The sequence below is a fragment of the Nocardia pneumoniae NBRC 100136 genome, assembly GCF_000308755.1.
Taxonomy (GTDB): domain Bacteria; phylum Actinomycetota; class Actinomycetes; order Mycobacteriales; family Mycobacteriaceae; genus Nocardia; species Nocardia pneumoniae.
This window is the reverse complement of the sequence record NZ_BAGF01000017.1, coordinates 62888-82247: the sequence shown is the minus strand read 5'-3', so window position 1 is coordinate 82247 and position 19360 is coordinate 62888. Positions and strand designations below refer to the sequence as shown.

General features: G+C 64.9%; 1 protein-coding gene (only partly in view). It reads right to left on the bottom strand.

Annotated features, from left to right (window positions below; genetic code table 11):
* Positions 1-100: 100 nt before the first annotated feature.
* Positions 101-19360 carry the 3' portion of an MFS transporter gene (locus tag ON34_RS03970; protein ID WP_040774450.1) on the bottom strand. 62301 nt of this gene lie beyond the right edge of the window, so the window shows 19260 of its 81561 coding nt (coding positions 62302-81561); its start codon lies beyond the right edge, outside the window — the gene reads right to left on this strand; it ends in the stop codon at positions 101-103.

Genomic DNA, 19360 nt, shown 5'->3' with positions numbered 1-19360 from the left:
ACGATGACCGAACATACGCACAGATGGTGGCCGGGACAGCGGTGCACCACCGCGTGCCTCCGGAGCCGGAGCGGTCAGCGCTGGTGCGACGCCGGTCGGATCACGGAGCGTCCTCCGCCGATGCGGAGTTCCTTCCTGGCTCCGGGTACGTGAACTCTGCCGCAAGGTATGCCGCACCTCGTATCGCCTTTCCCACCCAACCGGCGAGGCCGCCGAAGACAGAGTTCGCGATGTTCAGCAGCTGCTGCCCGGATTCCCCGGGAAGAAGGCCGGCGACGCCCTCGACGATGTCCTTCGCGGTGCCCAATACCAGCTCAGGGGCTTCCCGGAAAACGGTGCTGAGCAGGTAGCGGTCGACGACCGCCATCATGTATTCCTCGGCCTCCCGATTGGCCATCATCGACCAGATGAAGGCACTGAGATACCGCGCCCGCAGATAGTCGTGCTTCTGGGCTTCGAGCGCTCGGCAGCCCGGGAAGTGCAGCGCCGACCACAGGTCGTTCTTCAGGTGCTCGACCCAGAACGCGTACTCCTCGTCCGTGAGCACCTCTTTCATCAGGGCGTAGTCGCTTTTTGTCTCCTTTTCCTTCTTTTCGTTCGGGTCGTGGTCGCTGCCGGCCTCGTTGCTGTCGTCGTCGCTGTCGCCCTCGTTGCTGTCGGCCTCGTCGCTGTCGGCCTGGTTGCTGTCGGCCTGGTTGATGTCGTCGTCGTCCAGCAGCGGCCTGCCCGAGAAATACTGCATATCGCCGAACAGAATCGACACCAGTTGCGGAAGCTCATCGAGCGAGCTGGCGCGCAGGAAATTCGCCAACCGGGTGAGCCGATTCTTGAGATCCGGCGTACTCGGCAGCTGCGCCTCGCCCTTCGGCACGGTCCGGAACTTCCAGATGGTGATCTTCTCACCGGTACGGGTCGTCTTCTGCTGCTTGAAAAGCAGCGAATCCAAGTCGACCTTGCCCTGATGCACCAGCTGATCGACCGACAATCCGGTCGCGACAAGCAAAGCGAGTGTCGCATAGATAGGAGCGCGCTTGATAATCCGGCCAAGCTCCAGGAGGTCCTTGTCGGTGAGTTCCACAGAGCGCAGCTTCTCGGTATCCGCGGAGAACAGCGCATCGAACCATTCCCCTCGATTGCTGACCCAGTCAGGACCGAACGGCTGCCCGGGCTTCGGACGGGGCAAGTGCCGGATGTACCAATAGGCCTCGGGGTCGATGGCGAGCAACTCCTCGATGGCGGCGTCTACCCGCGCCCAGTATTCGGGCCCGCCCGGCGCGGGGTGGTCGGCCCGCGGGTTCGGGGGTGTGTTGTCTACGGGCGGCTCGGTCCATACGGGCGCGTGGACGGGTTGAGCATCCGACTGAGGATCGGGCCGGTCCTGCAGACGACTTTTGTCTTGCCGTGGTGTCCGGCCGACCTTGTTGCTGTGTAGTTCGGGAGGCAGCGCACATCCGTCCCGCTCCCATCCGTGGTGGAAGCCCAAGATGCCTCTCGACGCTCGGGGTACCCATCCGTGGAAATGGAATTCATCGATCCGGCCGGGCGGCCGATCGAGATCGACTCGAAGTTCGCCTAGATGGCCAGATCCGGGGTGCGGTCTCCCGTTCGATCGTGCGGTGGCTCGCGGTCGCCCGAGTTGCGCCGTATCGATCTCGGCGACGGCATCGTCCGGTGTTTCGGTCGGGTTCGGTTCGAGTGGGTCGATGGCTTCGGGAGGACGAGCTCCCTGTTTCCGGCCTGCCGTGCGCGCTTCCGGCCGCTCCCCGTCGTGCGCGGGACGTGCCGTCCCAGTCATGCCGTCGGTCGGACCCGACGCGGCGGCTCGGGGAGCGCGGGCGCGGCCCGGAAGCCGGAAATCGAAGTGATCGATGACTTTCCACACGTGACGCACCGTGGCCACGCTCACCGTGGGAACTCTCTCTCCGCGTTCGCGTCGGATCACCTGGTAGGCCACGGCCCGGCTCACACCCGCGATATCGGCCAATTCCAGCATGGTAACCGGTGCACGAGCCGGAAGATATCGCGCGCGAAGTTCGTCGGGCAACTGCCAGATCAGTCGTCCGACAGCCCGGCGCTCGGCCTCGGTGACCTTTCTCGCCGTGGCACCGCCCCATTCGTACGCGACCTGGGCCCGAGACATGCCCTGGAGGAATCGCAATTGCAGACACTGCTTTTCGTTACCGTCGGGCAGTTCATCGATAGCGGTCCGCAATACCCCGGCGCGGTGGGCCGCTACGATCACCGATGGCGCGTCCGGCCCGATATCGGCTGGATCCGGGGCGACGACCTTCTCCGCCAGCCGGTGTACCGCGGCGCGCTCCCGGTCGGCGATCATGTCCTCGTCCACGTTCAGCACCGCCGCCGCCTCTGCGGGCGACATCGCCACCCCGCATCTGGTCAACAGCAAGATACGCACATCCCGACCCACCAGATCTACAGCACGTTCCAGGGCCGCCCGGTCCGCCGCGACCAACACGGCCACCGCCTCCGGTGCGCCCACGTCACCCGCCAGCGCCGTCAGCCGCCGCCGGAACGATTCGAACCCCACCCGCTCACCCGCCGCGGCACGCCGATTCGGGATCAGGTAGCCCAGTCGATCGGACTCGTCGAGCACCCGCAGCACGGTGCCCGCCGCAACCGCGTGATGGAAAATACCGCGCAGGATCTCCGAAACCCGGAATCGATGCACCCCTGCCGCTTCCGCAACCACGCTCTGCGAAAAGCGAGCCTCCGAAACACCACCCGACGGTTCGGCTTCCGATTCCGCGCCGGACCGGGGCACCGCGGCACGGGGCGAACGAGATGTCGTCGCCGTGTCCCCCTGCTCGAACCGAGCCGCCGATGCCCGTCGGCGATCGATCATCACCTCCCCGAAAGCCCTGCCCAACAACGTCCCCACGTCGCCGGATCCACCTGAGGCCGCCATTCGACGCGCGGCCAGGGCGAGCACGTCCTCGACCACCGCCGCCGCCACTCTCGGATCGGAGACCGTACGGGCCACCCGCGCACGCACCTGCGCACCGAACCCCTCGCGCAACCGAGCCACCACTGCGGGATCGGGATCCGGCAGCCGTCCGATCGGGTCGCGATCACGGTGACCGAACATCTTCTCCAGCGGCAACGGATCGAACCCGGCGCTACCTTCGACCTCCACCAACTCACCGCCGTAAGCCACCGCCGCCCACACACCGGTCACCTCCGGACGCTGCCGCCCCCACACATGGGTCGACTCCTCATCACCATCCACCACCACAACCCGGCCATCACCCCGGTGGATCAGCACTACGGCGTGACCCATACCCCGGCCCTCGTACTCCTCGAACACCACCGCCGTCGCACCCACACCCCGCGCGATCAACTCCCGAGCCACCGCATCCCGATCAGCAAAACCCACCGGACGCCGCCCCCGCAACGCATCCACAACCCCCTGCCCCGACACCCCTTCCGGCCCAGGCTCACCCAACCGCGACCAATCCACCAAATCCGCACCCTGAACTTCGGTCAACTGATGCAACGCCCGCGGCACACAATCGTTGCCATACCCGGCACGCACGGGCGGTGGCACGGAAAGCATGTTGGCGGTCGTGGGCAAGTCCGCCGGAGTGACCAGCGGTCCCCGTGTCGATGGGTCGGTCGGCGTGCTTGGTGATTCCCTGCCGTCAGGGGACGCCGCTCGAGATTGCTGATTCGTCTCCGGAGCGGCATTCTCCCCGGTGGCCTCGGGGACAGCCAATCCGAACGCGGTGGGATGATCCGGCATCGACCCCTTCGGGGAGTTCGCCCGCGGCGCAGCAATTTCGGAATCCTGACCATTCGCGGGTTTCGGCTGGCGCGGCTCCTCAGCGTGTATGGGTCCGGTCAGTTCGATCCGCTCGGCTGCCCCGTGCGCTGCTGTCCTCGAATCTTGACTGGGCCCGGCGTGATTTCGGAATGCTTGCTCGCCGACGGCGATCAGCCGTTGTCGGGTGTCCTCGTCGCACAAGGCGCCGTGGACGCCGTTCCAGTAGGCGGCGGCCGGGCTGAGACCGAGGCGTGCGGCCAGAGCGTATTCCTTGGTGGGATCAGTGCCCATCAGTGCAGGGTCATCGGTGCTGATCGTGCAGCGCACGCCGGCATCCAGGAACCACGGCAGTGGATGGTCGTCGAGGTTTTTGACCGCGCCGGTCAGCAGGTTGGAGGTGAGAGCAAGATCGAGCACGATTTCTTTCTCGACGAGCGCCTCCACTATCGCCTCGTCCATCGGTGTCAAGCGGCGGCCTGGTACCTTCAAACTCACGCCATGCCGAATCCGGGCCGGTTTCCACCGAAGGAGCGCCGCGGCGATCGCCGTGGAATCTCCGACCTCGCCCAGATGGGGCACTATTCCCAATCCGTATTCTTCTCTGGCGATTGTGAATGCTCGATCGTATCGCGTGAGAGTCTCGCGGCTCAGAATTTCGTTTCCACCAATACTCAAACCGACTACGTAGCGGTGGCGGTATCCGCCGGCCCACCGCACACATTCCTCGGCCTGTTCCGCTGTCACTCCCCATACCAGGCTGGGAGTCATTCGAATGATCACACCATGCTGCGCCTCCGCCGATACGATCCCGGCATAAATGCCCTCGAACATCTCGTCGTAATGGACACCATCCAAGGCACGCCCGATCGGGGAGAAATCGATCTCGGCATACACCACGCCGTGCGCCTTCACCGCGGCGGCATATTCGACGACAATCTGCTGGAAATCCTCGGCCGTCCGCAGCACACCGGTCACCAAGCGCCACATTTGGAGGAAGCTGGGAAAATCGGTGAACCGATGCATTGCGGCCCACGCCTCGACGCTGTCGATCCGCACACCATTGTGGCTCAGCTCGATGCCGTTGCGGCGAGCGATTTCCCATGAGACCTCCGGCGCGACCGTGCCTTCGATATGCTCATGCGGCATGATCTTCGGCGCCTCCTTCAGTGGGACCACTGCCGGATCACCAAGATCGGCCACACGATCCCGCTCATCCGCCACCACCGGCGCATCAGACCCGCTATCACCCACCGCTGGAACCGGTGGCGGCACAGTCCCATCCATGACTGCCTGTGGCGAATCACCACGATTATCCGGTTCGCGGGGCGGCTGTGCCTGCGATGTCGCTGCGGTCGTTGCGTCCTCGCCGTGGGTGCTGAGCTTGTGGCGGGCGCGGCGACGATGGTCCTCCACGGTGTGCGGCGAGATTCCCAGCCGCTGCCCGATGGCCTGGTTCGACAGGCCTTGCGCCGTCAAATCGAGCACTTGGGCCTCGCGGCGGGAGAGCGTGCCTTGCGCAGTTGGCCTCCGCGCAGGCGCGGTCGGCTCGGTCGGTGCCGATTCGACGCGCTGGGTAGCGTGGTCCGGCGCGACATCGGGCCGAGTCTCGTTCTTCCCGTACGCGGTCACCGGACCACGCACGACCGACTGTGGTTCTGCTGTGCTTCGAATACTCGAGCCGGTGGCGCCGATGATGCCCCAGCGCCGCGCCGAATCCACTATCTCGGTCCGGTCACCGGTGCGGAACTCGCGTGCAATGGCGGCCTTGCGTGCTTTCACCTGACCTTCGGAGATTTCGAGAGCCTCCGCGATCTCCCGGTACGTCATGTCCTCAGCGAGCAGGCGAAGAACGTCGAGCTGGGCATTGGTCAACCTATGCGGCAGCGGTAGGCCTGCACCCGGATTTTCGCGAGCTGGCCGGAGTGGGAACCCTTCCTGCAACCGGCACAGCACGTCGACCAGCAACTCGGTCGCGCCATCGATGCGGCCGAATGCGGCGGCCGTCCGCTCTGCGTCCTCGAGGCGCTGTCCGCTCCGAAATCCCTCGCCGGCGAGATCCGCCGTATCCGGCGAATGGGGTGTCGCCGGCACCGGCGCGATGCTTGCACCGTGCTTGGCGGCGATACGCTTTGCCATCCGTCGGACGGCACCACGTACCAAGAGCTCTATCGTGTCCTCGTCGAGCCCGAGTGCCTCCGCCATCTCCGCGGGTTGCCGCCGTTGCACAAGCATGCCGATCACGATGCGCCGCTGTTGGGACCCGAGTCGGTTGACTTCGTCGACCAGCTCGTGCAGAGGTGCTTCGACCAAGGCTCGGGTCAGCACGTCGAACCTGCTGCGCTCAGCTTCCTCGATAGCTGCCAACAAGCGCCTGGCGGCATCGTTGGCCAGCTTCGTGACCTCCTTTGCGTCCCAGCGCAGCGCCTGTGCCACCGCGGCAACGGTTTGCCCGGATTGCAGCTCCCGCAGAAGATCGCGCTGGGCGCTGGTGAGTGTGCGGAGGGCATCCGATATCTGCTGTGGAGTCGCCTCGTCCAGCTGCTGGTGCGGACTGCGCGGCTCGACGCCCGCGGCCAGGGTGGTGCACAGTGCGTTACGGAACTCGGCGAGATCGACGTGCGGGGTTACCGCCCGCAGTTGCGTGTCCGCAACATCGGACGGCTGGAGCGTCTCGCCGATCTCTGGTTCAGTCGGCGCGGGTGCCCGGGACTCGGACCCTACGACCGGTCGCGGCCTGGCACGTCTCGCGATGTCGTCGGGGCTCGGATCGGTACCCGGTGTGTCGGGTACTGCTGGTTCGTCCGGCTCTTCCGGAGTATTCGTGCTGGGTGGGCCTTGGATTTTGTGCTGGCGGTGTTCTCGGGTGGGCCCGTCGGTGTCCGGTTGGGGGCTGGGGCGCAGGCGGCCTTTGGCGTCCTTGGTGAAGTTGAGGACAAAGACGTCTGAGATTTCGGGGAAGGACTGTTTCCATTGTTCGCGGGTGCGAACGCGGGGTGTGTATCGCTTGGAGCGTTGTTCGTCGGGTGTGGTGGTGCGTGGTTGGGGGATGTTGGTGTCGAAGATGAGGGTGGTGCCGTCGACGGTGGTGACGGTCAAGCCGTGGGCGACTTCGCCGTCGTCGATGACGATGACGGCGGTGTCGATGTCGTTGTCGGGATCTTCGACGGCGGCGAAGATGTGGGCGAGGGGATCGGCGTTGGGGGTGCTGGAGGCTGGTATGGGGATTTTGGCGAAGTCGGCGTGGAGGCTGTCTACGAGTTCTGCCCAGGTATCGGCCTTTTCGTCGGGGATGGTCGCGTGGTCGTAACCGATGGCCCAGGTGGCGCGGACGGTTTGGACCAGGCATTTACGGACGTGCTCGGGAACGTCCGATTCAGCACCGGCTGGCTTGGTGGCACCGACACCAGTAGCCTCCCGGTCCGCGTGTGCCATCATGCGACCGGCTTTGGCGTATTCCCGTACTACTCGGCCCGCGATGGTGACGAACCATGCACCTACAGCGCGGCCCTCTGCCAGCCTGCGGATACGACGACCCGAGCGCGCGCGGTCGAAGGCGACGTCGGTGATCCGCTCGGCCAGTTCTCGATCTCCGACCGCCGACAGCACACTCGAAAAGACCCGATGCCGGTACCGCTGACGTAGCGCCTCGAATGCTTCCGCGTCACCCTCCTGGGCCGCGCGCACCCACTCCAATACGTCCGTATCCGCGTGCCGCTCAACCAGATCCGGGTCGAGTTCCGCAGCCAACGTGTGCGCGGTTTGGTACAGCAGGGTGTGCACCGCCGGCTGGGTGCGCTCCCGCATCTTCGCAATCTCGGGCACAGTGTGGCCCTCGACGAAGAACAGCTCGAAATGCTCCCGCTGAGTGTCGGTGAGCCCAGGCAGGTACGGCTCCAACACTTTCGGGTGGAGTGTCTGCAGTTTCTCGATCAACGCCACCGCCGCGCGGTCGGTCAACAACACCCCACCGGACAGCAGCACCGCCAGATCCAGGGCGATCCGATGCTGCTGGACCCGAATCGCGCCCTGGCTGCGGCCCAGCATGTCGGCCACCTCGGACACCGTCAGATTCCGTCGGAACAACAAAGTGGCGGTTTCCTGGTCCGCAGCACGCAGATTCGGGATACACCGTGCCACATCATCCGGATGCGCCGCCCGCACCGCCTGCAGTTCCTCGCCGCGCCGGTGATAGTCGGCGGGCCCACCGTCATGCACGGTCGGAATAAGCAGCGGCGCAACGCCGTCCACGACCACACCGTCACCGGCCACAACCCCTGAACGCCCCATCCGCCAGCCCAACCGGTCGGCCACCGCCCGTATTCGCCGCGCTGTGTCTGCCCCAGCGCCGCCACGGTCGGCCAACACCCGCTTGACCGTCGCCTCACTTACGCCCGCTTCGCGGGCCACGTCTTCCAACGTCACATGCCGCAACGCGCCAGGGCGCGCGTAGTGCTCCCACAGCTCGGACGGCAGCTCCTCGGCCAAGACCTGTGCGATGCTGTGCAACCGCCGCCCTACCGTGGTGGTGCCGCGGCCTTTCGTCTCCGCGATCGCGGCGAGAGTGTTGCCCTCCACGAAGAACAGGTCGAAGTACTCCCGCTGAGCTGCGGTGAGTTTCGACAGATGTGGCTGCACCAGCTCGCGACGGCGATCCCACGCCGCCTCGACCATCAGCAACGTCGCGGTGTCGTCCTTGCCCCGCAACTTCACCAACTTCGCGGCCAGACGTCCCCTATTCTCCGCCACATCGCCCTCGGCCCGATTTGCCTCCGCTGCGACGACGGCGACCGACAACCGCCGCACGAACAACAACGTCGCCAGTTCCCGATCGGCCGCGTCGAGCCCGCCGATACACCGAATCAACTGCCGGCGACGCATCCGCCGCACGGACACCACATTCCAATCGCCCCGAGGACGTTCACGCGCCGTCTCATCCGCGTGTTCCGGCTCCGTCGCCACAGCCAGCTCGTCACCCGCGCGATCCCGCTCATCAGCCGCGTGCTCATCCGCGACATCCCGCTCGCCGGCCACACGATCCCGCTCATCCGCGACATCCCGCTCGTCGACCGCACGATCCCGCTCATCCGCGACATCCCGCTCGTCGACCGCACGATCCCGCTCATCCGCGACATCCCGCTCGTCGACCGCACGATCCCGCTCATCCGCGACATCCCGCTCGTCGACCGCACGATCCCGCTCATCCGCGACATCCCGCTCGTCGACCGCACGATCCCGCTCGACCGGCACAATCGACGCATCGGGCCCGCTATCAGCCACTGCCGGAACTGATTGCGGCACGGTCCTGTCCACCACTACGCCGCTATCGGGCAACACCCCCGAACGCCCGGGACGCCGCCGCAACCCGTCCGCCTGGCGTACCCGCCCGGCCTTGTCCACCCGGGGACCGCCGCTGAGCCGTTCGGCCAAGTGGGGAACGAGCGTGCGTAGACGCAGACCGACAGCCTCTCGGGTGACGTTCTGGGTCTCGGCGATTTCGGACACCGAATGGCCGAGAAACCACCGGACAAAAGTATCCCGCCGCAAAGGCGACAACTGCTCGACAAGCAGGCACAACTCGTCCAAACGCTCGTCACGCGCCGCTCGAAGAACCGCTACCGCAGGCGCGAGCGTCCCCTCGGACTTGGCGAGGACCACACCACCACCAGCGAGCAACTCGGCCAACGCTTCCCCACTCGCCGCAAACCCATCCGGATCGTCATCGGCCTGGTCCCCACCGAGGTCCGCATCCAACTTCACGGCCAACTCGCGCAGCACAACCGGCACCAACTTCCGGACCGCATCCGCGTCGACACCCATCACCGCGGCCGCCGCCTCGATCGACACACCGGAGCCATCCCCAGGCCCCCGCCGATCCCCCCCGAACAACAACCTCAGCACCCGACGCCGACGATCGGGCAAGGCAGCCACGGCATTCCGGAAATCCCGATCACTCGCCCGAACCAACACATCCCGCACCGCCCCCTGCGCCGCGCCCTCGACCGCGCGGCGGAACCGCACATGCCGCACAAACTTCGCCTGATCCGACAACACATCATCGGTGAGCGAGATGACCCACCGGGCTACATCCTCGACCTCACCGAGCTCACCGATACGGGCTTCCGCGCGACGGAACACCTCCGCAACCAACTCGGCGGCGACCTTCGGATTCCCCACCACAGCCATCCGCTCCGCCACCCGCGCCTCGAAACCGTCGCGCAACTGATCGAGGGAGACGGACGAATCCGCTTTCCACCCGGACATCCCGGCCACCCCGGCTGTCGGGCGGGCGGCTGCCAATTCGCCGGATGTAGTGGTCGCCGAACCATTTTCGCTAGGTTCCTGTGGGGCGACGCCTCCCCCCGGCCTGGATATCAGCCCGCTGGCAGTTGGCTCACCAGGTGGTCGCGGTTGCGGTTCGCTGGGGTCCGGATGCCGACCGGGGTCGCCCATGAGCGTCCGCCGGTAGTAGGTGTATAGGAGCGCAATTTCGAATGCTTTTTGCCGGTTGTCCGCCCCATTGTCATGCCCGCCCACAGGGCTTTCGTAGAACCAGACCTCATGACCCAGTTCTTCGAGCCGTGCCGCCATTTTCCGTGCGTGGCCGGGATTTGTGCGGTGGTCGCCTGTGGAAGTCAGCAACAGGATCGGTGGATACTCCCGGTCGGAGTCGATCTCGTGATAGGGGGAGATGATGTAGGGGGCCTCGTCGGGGTTGTCGGGATCGCCGTACTCGCTGGTCCAGGATGCGCCTGACCCCAGCAGGTGGTAACGAAGCATGTCCTGGAGCGGTTTGATCGCCGCGAGGGAGCCGTAGTACTCCGGGTAGCGGGTGAGCATCGTGCCCATCAACAGGCCGCCGTTGCTCGCACCGTTCCCGCCCAGCTGTGCGTGTGTCGTGATACCACGTGCGACAAGATCCTGGGCTATCGCGGCGAAATCCTGGGATACCTTGTACCGGTTGCCCTTGACGACATCGGTGTGCCACTTCGGTCCCTTCTCAGCGCCACCCCGAGTGATGGCCCGCACATAGATTCCGCCGAGTTCGAGCCAGGCAATGCCGATTTCACCGCTGTAGACGGGAGTCAGCGATATTCCGAATCCCCCGTAACCGTACTGAATGGTTGGGCCGGTGACACCACGCTTGCGAGTGACAAAATAGAGAACTTCGGTGCCGTCCTCAGAGGTGGCGAAGAATAGCTCACTAGTAATATCGGTGGTGTCGAAGTGTGCGGGCTGTTGTTCGACCAACGTCACCTCGCCGTCGACCGTCCCGGCCAGAATACTGGGGGGCGTCGTGAATCCGCTGGTAGAGAGCAGGAAATCGTCATCGGCCGCCAGTGGGTCCAAGCCGGTCACCTCGGTAGTCGCCATCTTCGGAATGTTTCCGAGGGATCGGTGAGTCCAGCCGTCGGCGGTGGGGGTGAGAACTTCGATCTTGGTCTGGACATCGGACAGCAAGGTCAGCAGAAGGTGGTTTTCGGTCCATCCGTAGTCGTGCAGGACAGTATGGTCGTCGGGGGTGAAAAGCACCTCGAAATCACGGTCACCGGCTAGGAATGCATCGAAATCCGCAGCTAGTAGGGAGCCGGACGGATATTCTTGCCCGCCAACGGCCCACGGGCTCTTCAGCTCGACCAGCACGTGATTCTTGTGCCAGGTGACCTCGGCATCGGACGGGACATCGAGCAGCTGCTTCGAACCGTCCGAGTGCACTACGTAGATTTCATGGTTGTAGAAATCCGTATGCCGTCTCACCTGATGCGGTTTCGTACCGGCCGGGAGGGACCTGGAGGATCTGGCGCTGAGTGCCCGCGGGTTGTCCCCGACCCGCACGCTCACATCGCCGACATCCCCTTCGAGCAGGGTTTCCGCCTCATCCAGCGGCGTCCCTCGCCGCCAGCGTTTGATAATGCGTGGATAGCCTGACCGGGTGACCGAATCCGGTCCGAACTCAGTCGCTACATGGAGGGTGTTCTCATCGATCCATTCGAACTGGTTCCACATGGCCTCCGGAAGTTCGAATCCGCCTTCCTCGGGGGCGATGAATCGCTTTTCCTGGATGTCGAATTCACGAACTATGTGACGGTCTCCACCGCCGTCGGACAGGCTGATCAACACTCGGCGCTGCCCGTCGTGCAACACCTTGGCCAGGGTCCACACCCATTTCTTGTCCTCGGCCTCGGCCAGCGCGTCCAGATCTAGGAGTATCTCCCATGCCGGGGCGCCGTTGCGGTAATCTTCGACCTTGGTGCGCCGCCATATCCCTTGCGGATGCTCGGCATCGCGGCGGAAATCGTAGAACCAATCACCATAGCGATCCGGATGAGCGACGCTGTCCTGATTCTCGAGCATTTCGAAGATCCGCTGCTGCAATGCGGCGAATTCCGGATCGGATGCGAATTCCGCGACTGTGCGCTCGTTGTGCGCGCGCACCCAAGCCATCTGACGCTCGCCATGGATCTCCTCGAGCCACAGATACGGATCGTCGTGCCCCTCGGTATCCGCGACAGGCGGCTCCGGCTGCTCGCCCCCTTCGGCGGCCGATTCCGGTTCGCGCCCGAACATCCTGCCAACCGGCAACGGCGCGAGCCCCTCCTCGCCAAGGCCGGCCACGATCCTGCGGTACTCGGCCACCACCGCCCACACACCAGTCGGAACCGGGCGAGGGCCACACCAGTCCTGGAACTCCCGCTCCCGGTCGCCCTCACGAACCACAACCCGACCATCGCCCTTGTGCACCAACAACACCGCATGCCCCATGCCGGTGTCGTCATACACCTCGAACAACACCGCCGCGGCATTCACACCACGCCCAACCAACTCCTGAACAACCGCATCACGATCGGCGAAACCCGCGGGACGATGCCCCCCCAACGCCTGCGCAATCCGCCCACCGGACACACCATCCAGCCCCACCTCACCCAACACCGACCAATCCACCAAGCCGACGCCGGCCACCAACTCCAACGCCCCGAACGCCACCGGCACACAATCATTGCCATGCCTAGGACGGCCATGCGGCGCCGACACAACCTGCTCTGCCACACCACCGGCCTTGTCGCTGGGTGGTCCGGTGATGGGGCGAGGGTGGAACAGAGTGGGTTCGTGATGGTCCGGTCTTCCGAGGCTCTCCTGGTCGGCAGGAGGGCCCTGAATCTTGTGCGGGTGTCGAATGTGCCGATATTTGGGTAGTGGCCGGTGGACAGGGGTGGGGGTGCCGTTGTTGTTGGAGTAGTAGGCGGCGAAGACTTTTTTGACGTTGTGGTATTTGGGTTCCCATTTGTTTTCGGCGTTTTCGTCGCCGTCGTAGTTTCGTACGTGAGGGATGTCGTTGTCGGGCCCGTCGTCGTTGTCGGGGTCGTCGATGAGGGTGTCGAAGACCAGGACCTCGCCTTCGATATTGACGAAGGTGTAAGGGTGTGCGTTCTTGCCATCGTCGACGACCACAACGGCCATGTCGATGCCGTTTCCCTCGGCGCGGACGGCTTTGGCAGTGGCGGTGAAGCGCGGGTCGCCGTCGTACTCGATCGGTCGGAGTTGGGTTCCGAGGGCGGCTTCGACGGGTTTCCAGTTCTTGCGGGAATCCCATTGCGGGTCGGTGTCGTCGGGTTCGGGTGAGCTGTCGTGGCTGAATGCCAGGGCTCGATACACGCGAGCGAGTTGGATAGCACAGTTTTTGATGACGGCGGGCTCGAGGGTGGGCGTATCCGGATCCGTATGCGCGGTTGAACCGTCACCGGCCGGTCCCGGATCGTTTTTTCGACCGCGCGTGAAATACGAGAGTGCGGTCGAGGCCAGCGCTGCGGCGGCGAAGATGCTCGCGTTTGTCCATCCTGCCGCGGGACCACCGACCGTCGACACCACGTAACCGCCGAGTGCGCCGCCGAGTATTCCGCCTGCACTGTGCACGATGGCGCCTGCTGACAGTGCTCCACCGATGGCCTCTTGGGGAACTACCTCTGCTTGGTACTCGAAGTACTTCTTGTTGTTGAGCATGACGGCCGAACCAACGGCAGCCGAGGTCGGCCAAATGATCCACGGGTTTGTTGTGGTCGCGTACTCGGCCATGAGCGCCGCCCACGTTGCCATCGTGACCGGATGCATCCATTTCAGGTTGATCCGGTCGACCAGCCGCTTCGGCGATAGCGCCGCCAGCAGGACTCCTGTGCTACTCGCTGACATGAGTAGTCCCGCCGTGGTCGCCGAATAGTCCTCGGTGTTGACGATGTTCGCGAAATGTACACCGCTGGCCATGGCCCCTACGCCCCACGGGAACAGCAGTCCGACATTACCGCGCAGGTAGGGGTCCTGCCACATCGCGCGGGCACCATCGAGCAGGCGGGCCCGCGCGGATGGCTCCGGTGTTACCGGGGGGAGTTTGCCCAGCATCCGCAGATTCACCGCAAAGGACGCTGCGTTGGCAAAGAACGGGAGCGCCGACGAGACGCGTCCCAACATCGGGACAACGAACCTGCCGACTGTTCCGGACGCCTGACGCTCCAGCAGCGACAGTGTTATCGCGGCCTTCTTCTGCTCCTCCGTCGTGGCCAGCTCTCGACCGTAGACGGTCGTGGCGGTCCCGCCGATGGTGTCGGTGACCGCCACGACGACCGCGGATCCGATGACGGCTTCCAGAGCGCCCGGCAAACCGGCGAGGATCCATCCTCCGGCGATACCTGATGCCGCCAGCCCGGCCGCGGATGCGATTCGTATCGTGCGGCGGTTCTCGTATCGATCCGCGATATGTCCGGCTGGGAATTGCGCGAGCAGCGCGGCCAGTTGGGTAGCGGATGTCGTTATGCCGGTCAACTGGGAGCTGCCCATCTGATCGACCAGCAGCGGGACGTAACTGGCCAAGCCGACGCCGCCGATGGTGGAGATGGTCGAGCCGGTGTACAGCCGGGCAAGCTCCTTGTTCTTGGGCTTGGTCTTGTTGCGAATCCATTGCAAAAATCCGGATTTCGATGACGGGGCAGACCGGTCGGCGGCCAGGCTCGGATCGGTCCCTGGTGTGTCGGGTACTGCTGGTTCGTCCGGGTCTTCAGGGGTGTTCGTGCTGGGTGGGCCTTGGATTTTGTGCTGGCGGTGTTCTTGGGTGGGCCCCTCGGTGTCTGGTTGAGGGCTGCGGCGCATCGCCCCACGTCCACCGAAAGCGCCGCTTTCCCGGCCATCCGCGCCGGTGCCGTGCGTAATCGCGCCATCGACGACCACTTGCGGCACACGGCGACCGAATCCACCGAACGGGTTGGCCACAGCGGCACCGAGACCGTCCGCATTCGCTCGAGCCGGGCGGAACGCATGCGCGTTGCGGCTCATGTCCTGCGCGAAAGGGCGGTGCTCGCTGCCGCGGTTGGCCGGGGCGTCGCCCGACTCCACCTCCGCATCGGACGGCTGTGCATCCGTCCACAGGCCATGTCCGCGGGCAGAACCCGGTTCGATATCCGCCGCCGACCCATCACCCACTGCGGCGGTATCGGGTTCGCTTCGGGGACGGTCTATCAGGACAACGGTGACATTGCGGTGTTCACCCGCTTCGATGGTGTGCCGGACGACCGCCCTCGACGCGCCGAGCAGGCTGCCCGAGGATTCCTCCAGCTTCTGCCGGACGATGTCGGCAATCTTTTGTTCGACAGTGTCCGCGCTCGACTCGTCCTCGGAATGGATCTTCACAGCGCCGCCCGAGAACAGCGCCACAATTCCTCCGCCGGTCAGGTTGTTGTGGACCTCGGGCTCCGGCTCCCACCCTTCGAGGCCGTTACCCAGATAGCGGGTGAAAGTCGATGGAGTTTTGACCCCCGAGCGCTTCAGGTCCGCCACCGTCGTGCCGCGTTGCTTCGCCAATTTCGCGAGATACCAGTCATCCTCGGCCAGCGGGATAGCAGGTCCGCCGTCACGGGGGATCCAGTACGCGACAGAATCGCCGACCACTACCGTGAGAATCTGGGTCGGAGTTACCAGCGCCAGCACCATCGTGCATGCGGGAGGAATATTGGCGTCGGGATATTTCTCCGACACCAGGGCGCGCACGGCACGGTTAGCGGCAGCGGCCGCCATCTTCGCGGTATTCGTAGCATCCGGCGTACCGCCGGCCCGGACACGAGCCTCCTCCTGACGCAGAACAGCAGCAGCGGCATCAGCAGCTACCTCCGCGGCTTCTGCACTGTGTCTCGTCGCGGACACGCCGTCGTCGACCACTCCCAAGGTCCACTGCTCGCCGCCGATATCCGCCGAAGTGATCGCGAAGAAGTCTTGGTTCACGCTGTGAGACCGATCGGGCTGCCCACCTCGGTCGGTCACGCCGGCAGCCGAGATCAAATCGACTTCGTAATGATCCCGCCATCTGGGGGAACCCACCGGCAGCCACGGATGCTCTGGGTCCACACCGCGATCGAACAGGCCCTGAAGCGCCCTATCGATGAATGCGGCCTCGTCGGTATCGTCCGGTTCCGACGGCAACGCGTCGAATATGGGCCACGATCGCAGCTGGTTGTGGCTAGGACGTCTCGTCGGGTCCGCGCTGCCAGGATCCGCCACCGGGTCGGCACCGATGGCCACACCTTCCATCACCTGATACGTCCAGGCTGGAACGGACCACAAGAAGGGGTCGGGGTTTTGCTCTCGAATCTTTTGCTCTCGATGCCGACGTAGCCACGGAATGATACGGACAGCATCTTCGAGTTCGTTCACGTAGATGACGATGCTGTCGTTCATCCACTCGACCGGCCCGGAAATTTTTGCGCTTTCGACACCGGGAAAGCGGTCCGGTTGGTCGACGATCTGGTGCACGATATCGCGCATCAACGCAGGTGCCTCGTCCGGGTGGGCATGAATGTAGACGCGGAAGTTGTGCCCCTTCGCACCGGCGCGGTAGTAACGGACGAAATTGATGGCGCCGGAGATGCCGATCCACTGGTCGACATTCTCGAGGGTGAAGTCCGAGGGCCCACTCAGAGGGGTGTCCGCGATGGCAACCTTTGGCCCACGCCGATTTGCGAGAATATCGGCAAGTGCGCGGATGTGGGACTCGGGGTTGGTAACCCAGCGCGGCTCGGTCTCGTTCGGTGCAATCAGGAGGTTGCGAACATCACGATAGGATCCGAGGGATGCAGGATCGGTCCGGAATACCCGGAATACATGCTTCAGAAGTTCGTGCAGACTATCCCGAGACCGGTCCGGAGGATTGACTCCATTCCTTTGACAGGAGAGGGTTCGCAATGCTTCGATCACATCGAATGGCGTGCCGGGACCCAAATTCTGCCGGAGTTGCGCGGGGTTCCGCGGCTCGTCGAATATCTCCGGGAAATGCGCAACGGCATCCTCGATGATCCTGGTGTACTGCTCTGGCTCGGCCGGCGCGGCGGGCACTACCGCACGGGAACCGGGCCCGCTGCCGGGCTGGGCCGGCCGCAACGCGTCTGCGAGGGCGCGGACCCGGTCGTCGGCGGTCCGGTAACGTTCGACAGCTTCGACTGCCCGTCGCTCTACTTCCTGGATGCTGTCGGGGACCTGCGTGATCAGCCGAGTTGCGTGGTCGGCGCTGACCAATGCTGCCAACCACTCCGCGACGGCGTGGAAATGGTGCACCAGCAACCGAAGTCGATCCGGCGTGACGATGGTACCTGGGTGGTCGAGCACGGCGCGCAACTCGTCGAGCCAGCCGACCATGTCGCGCAGCCTCTGGTAGCGCGCCTCGTCCTCGGCCGATGACACCTCGAGCCGAGCCACTGCCGCGGCATCACCATCGGCCACTGCGGCATCGAGTTCCGCCCGTGCGGTATCACGTTCCGCTTCAGCGGCGTCACGTTCCGCAGCGACACCTTCGCGCACCGACGCCAACCGTTCGAGATCGACAGCGTTTAGCAAGACTGCGACGGCAGAGTCCTCGGCTGTCGGAGGACGCGGCTCTGCATTCGACGGGTCTGCGTCCGAGCGGGCGCCGACCCACTCCGGGATGCTCACACCCGGGTCGATCCGCGGGCCGGTTGCTGAATCCACCGGATCCACCGGCCGCTTGCCCTCGCCGAAGACGATGCCTGCGAAGCCGACCGCGCCTACCGGTGGTTTCCAGTCCGCGAACGCGACGTCGCTCTCCTCGTCGCCGATCGCCTCGTACACCCGCACCAGACCCGTGTCCGGGTCCTTGTAGACCACGAACAGATGCCCACCCCGATCCCCAGCGAAGTTGGCCGCGCCGAACACTGTGTGCCCCTTGCCGGCCAACGCCGCCATCTGCGAAACCAGCCGGAACCCCTGCCAGTTGCCGCCGGTGGCCTGAGCGATCTCGACACCCGACATCCCCCTGGCACGAACTTTCCAGGTCAGCCTCGGGGCTTCTACCAGAAGGCCCAGCTTGTCCCGACCGAAACGCAAGCCCATCGGGCCACAAGTGCGCGGCACTCGCCGCGGATCGGATACCGCCGGCCGCGGCACAGCCGCATCCGGCACCTCGGATGTCGACGCGGCCGAACCGCGGCCGAAGCCGAGCCGGATCACGGCGTGCCGAATTCGTTGTCCAGCAATGCGATACAGATCACTCCAACTCGCAGCGGTCCGCATATCGGTGTCCATCGCACCCTGGCCGCCGTCGAATCCGCGGTGGCTGGCCTCGGCCAGCGGGTGCGGCATTCCTTGTCCCTGCACCACGAGTGCGGAGCGGTTCAAGACCACCCAGTAGTCGGAGCGATCCTTCTGTATGCCGCCAAGGGTCATGTAGGCGTCGTACCCCCGGACCGCGGCGAACCGGCCCAGGTCCGACAGCACATCCAACCGTGCCTGTACCAGCGCCAGTTCGGCTTCGACCTCGGAAGTCTGTGGTTGCGCTTCCAGTCGCGACCGCTCGTTCCGGAGTGCGTCCAGAACCGCTTTTTGTTCGAGGCCCAGGTCCCGAGCGTGGATCACCCGGGCACCCGGCCGCAGCGCCATCCGGATCACGCCGTCCGGCTTGCCCTTTGCATAGTCGAGTGCAGTGGCTTCGCGGTTCGACACGTAGATTCCGTTGCCAGAGGTGATCCCTTCCACCGGCTTGCCGGCAAAATACCGGCCCGACTCGAATTCTTCGACTTGTGTCGGATCGGTGACGCCCCGGAAGAACTCTCGACCACCCGCGGCCACCACTGCGTCGACGCCGGTCGGGTCTTTCACCGTCGGCAGCTCGGCGAATCCCTGCAACCGGGCTATTTCCGTCAACCCGGGATCGAACGGAAGGTCGGGGCGCAACATCGCGGCGACCGCACCATAGTTCAGATCGGCCAGCAGGTCGCGGCCCCGCGCCACGTGCTCGGGCAATGGCGCCGCCACAGAAGGATGGAAGATGCTCGGCATTACGGCGAAACGCGTACCCAAATACACCGTTTCGTGCCCGCTGAGATACACCCGCTGGCCGGGTTCGACCGGGACGAGACCGAGCTTGTAGGGGACGAGTGCGGTGCCGCCCGGCGTCCCGAGGTCTTCGAGCCAGACACGTCCGTCCGGCTCCACCCCAAAGGTGACATGCTCGGGCGCCATATCCTGGAATGGGTTCGGAAACGGGCCTTCGTGCTCGATGTCGCCGCGCCCGAACGTCACCGGCCTACCAGGCGT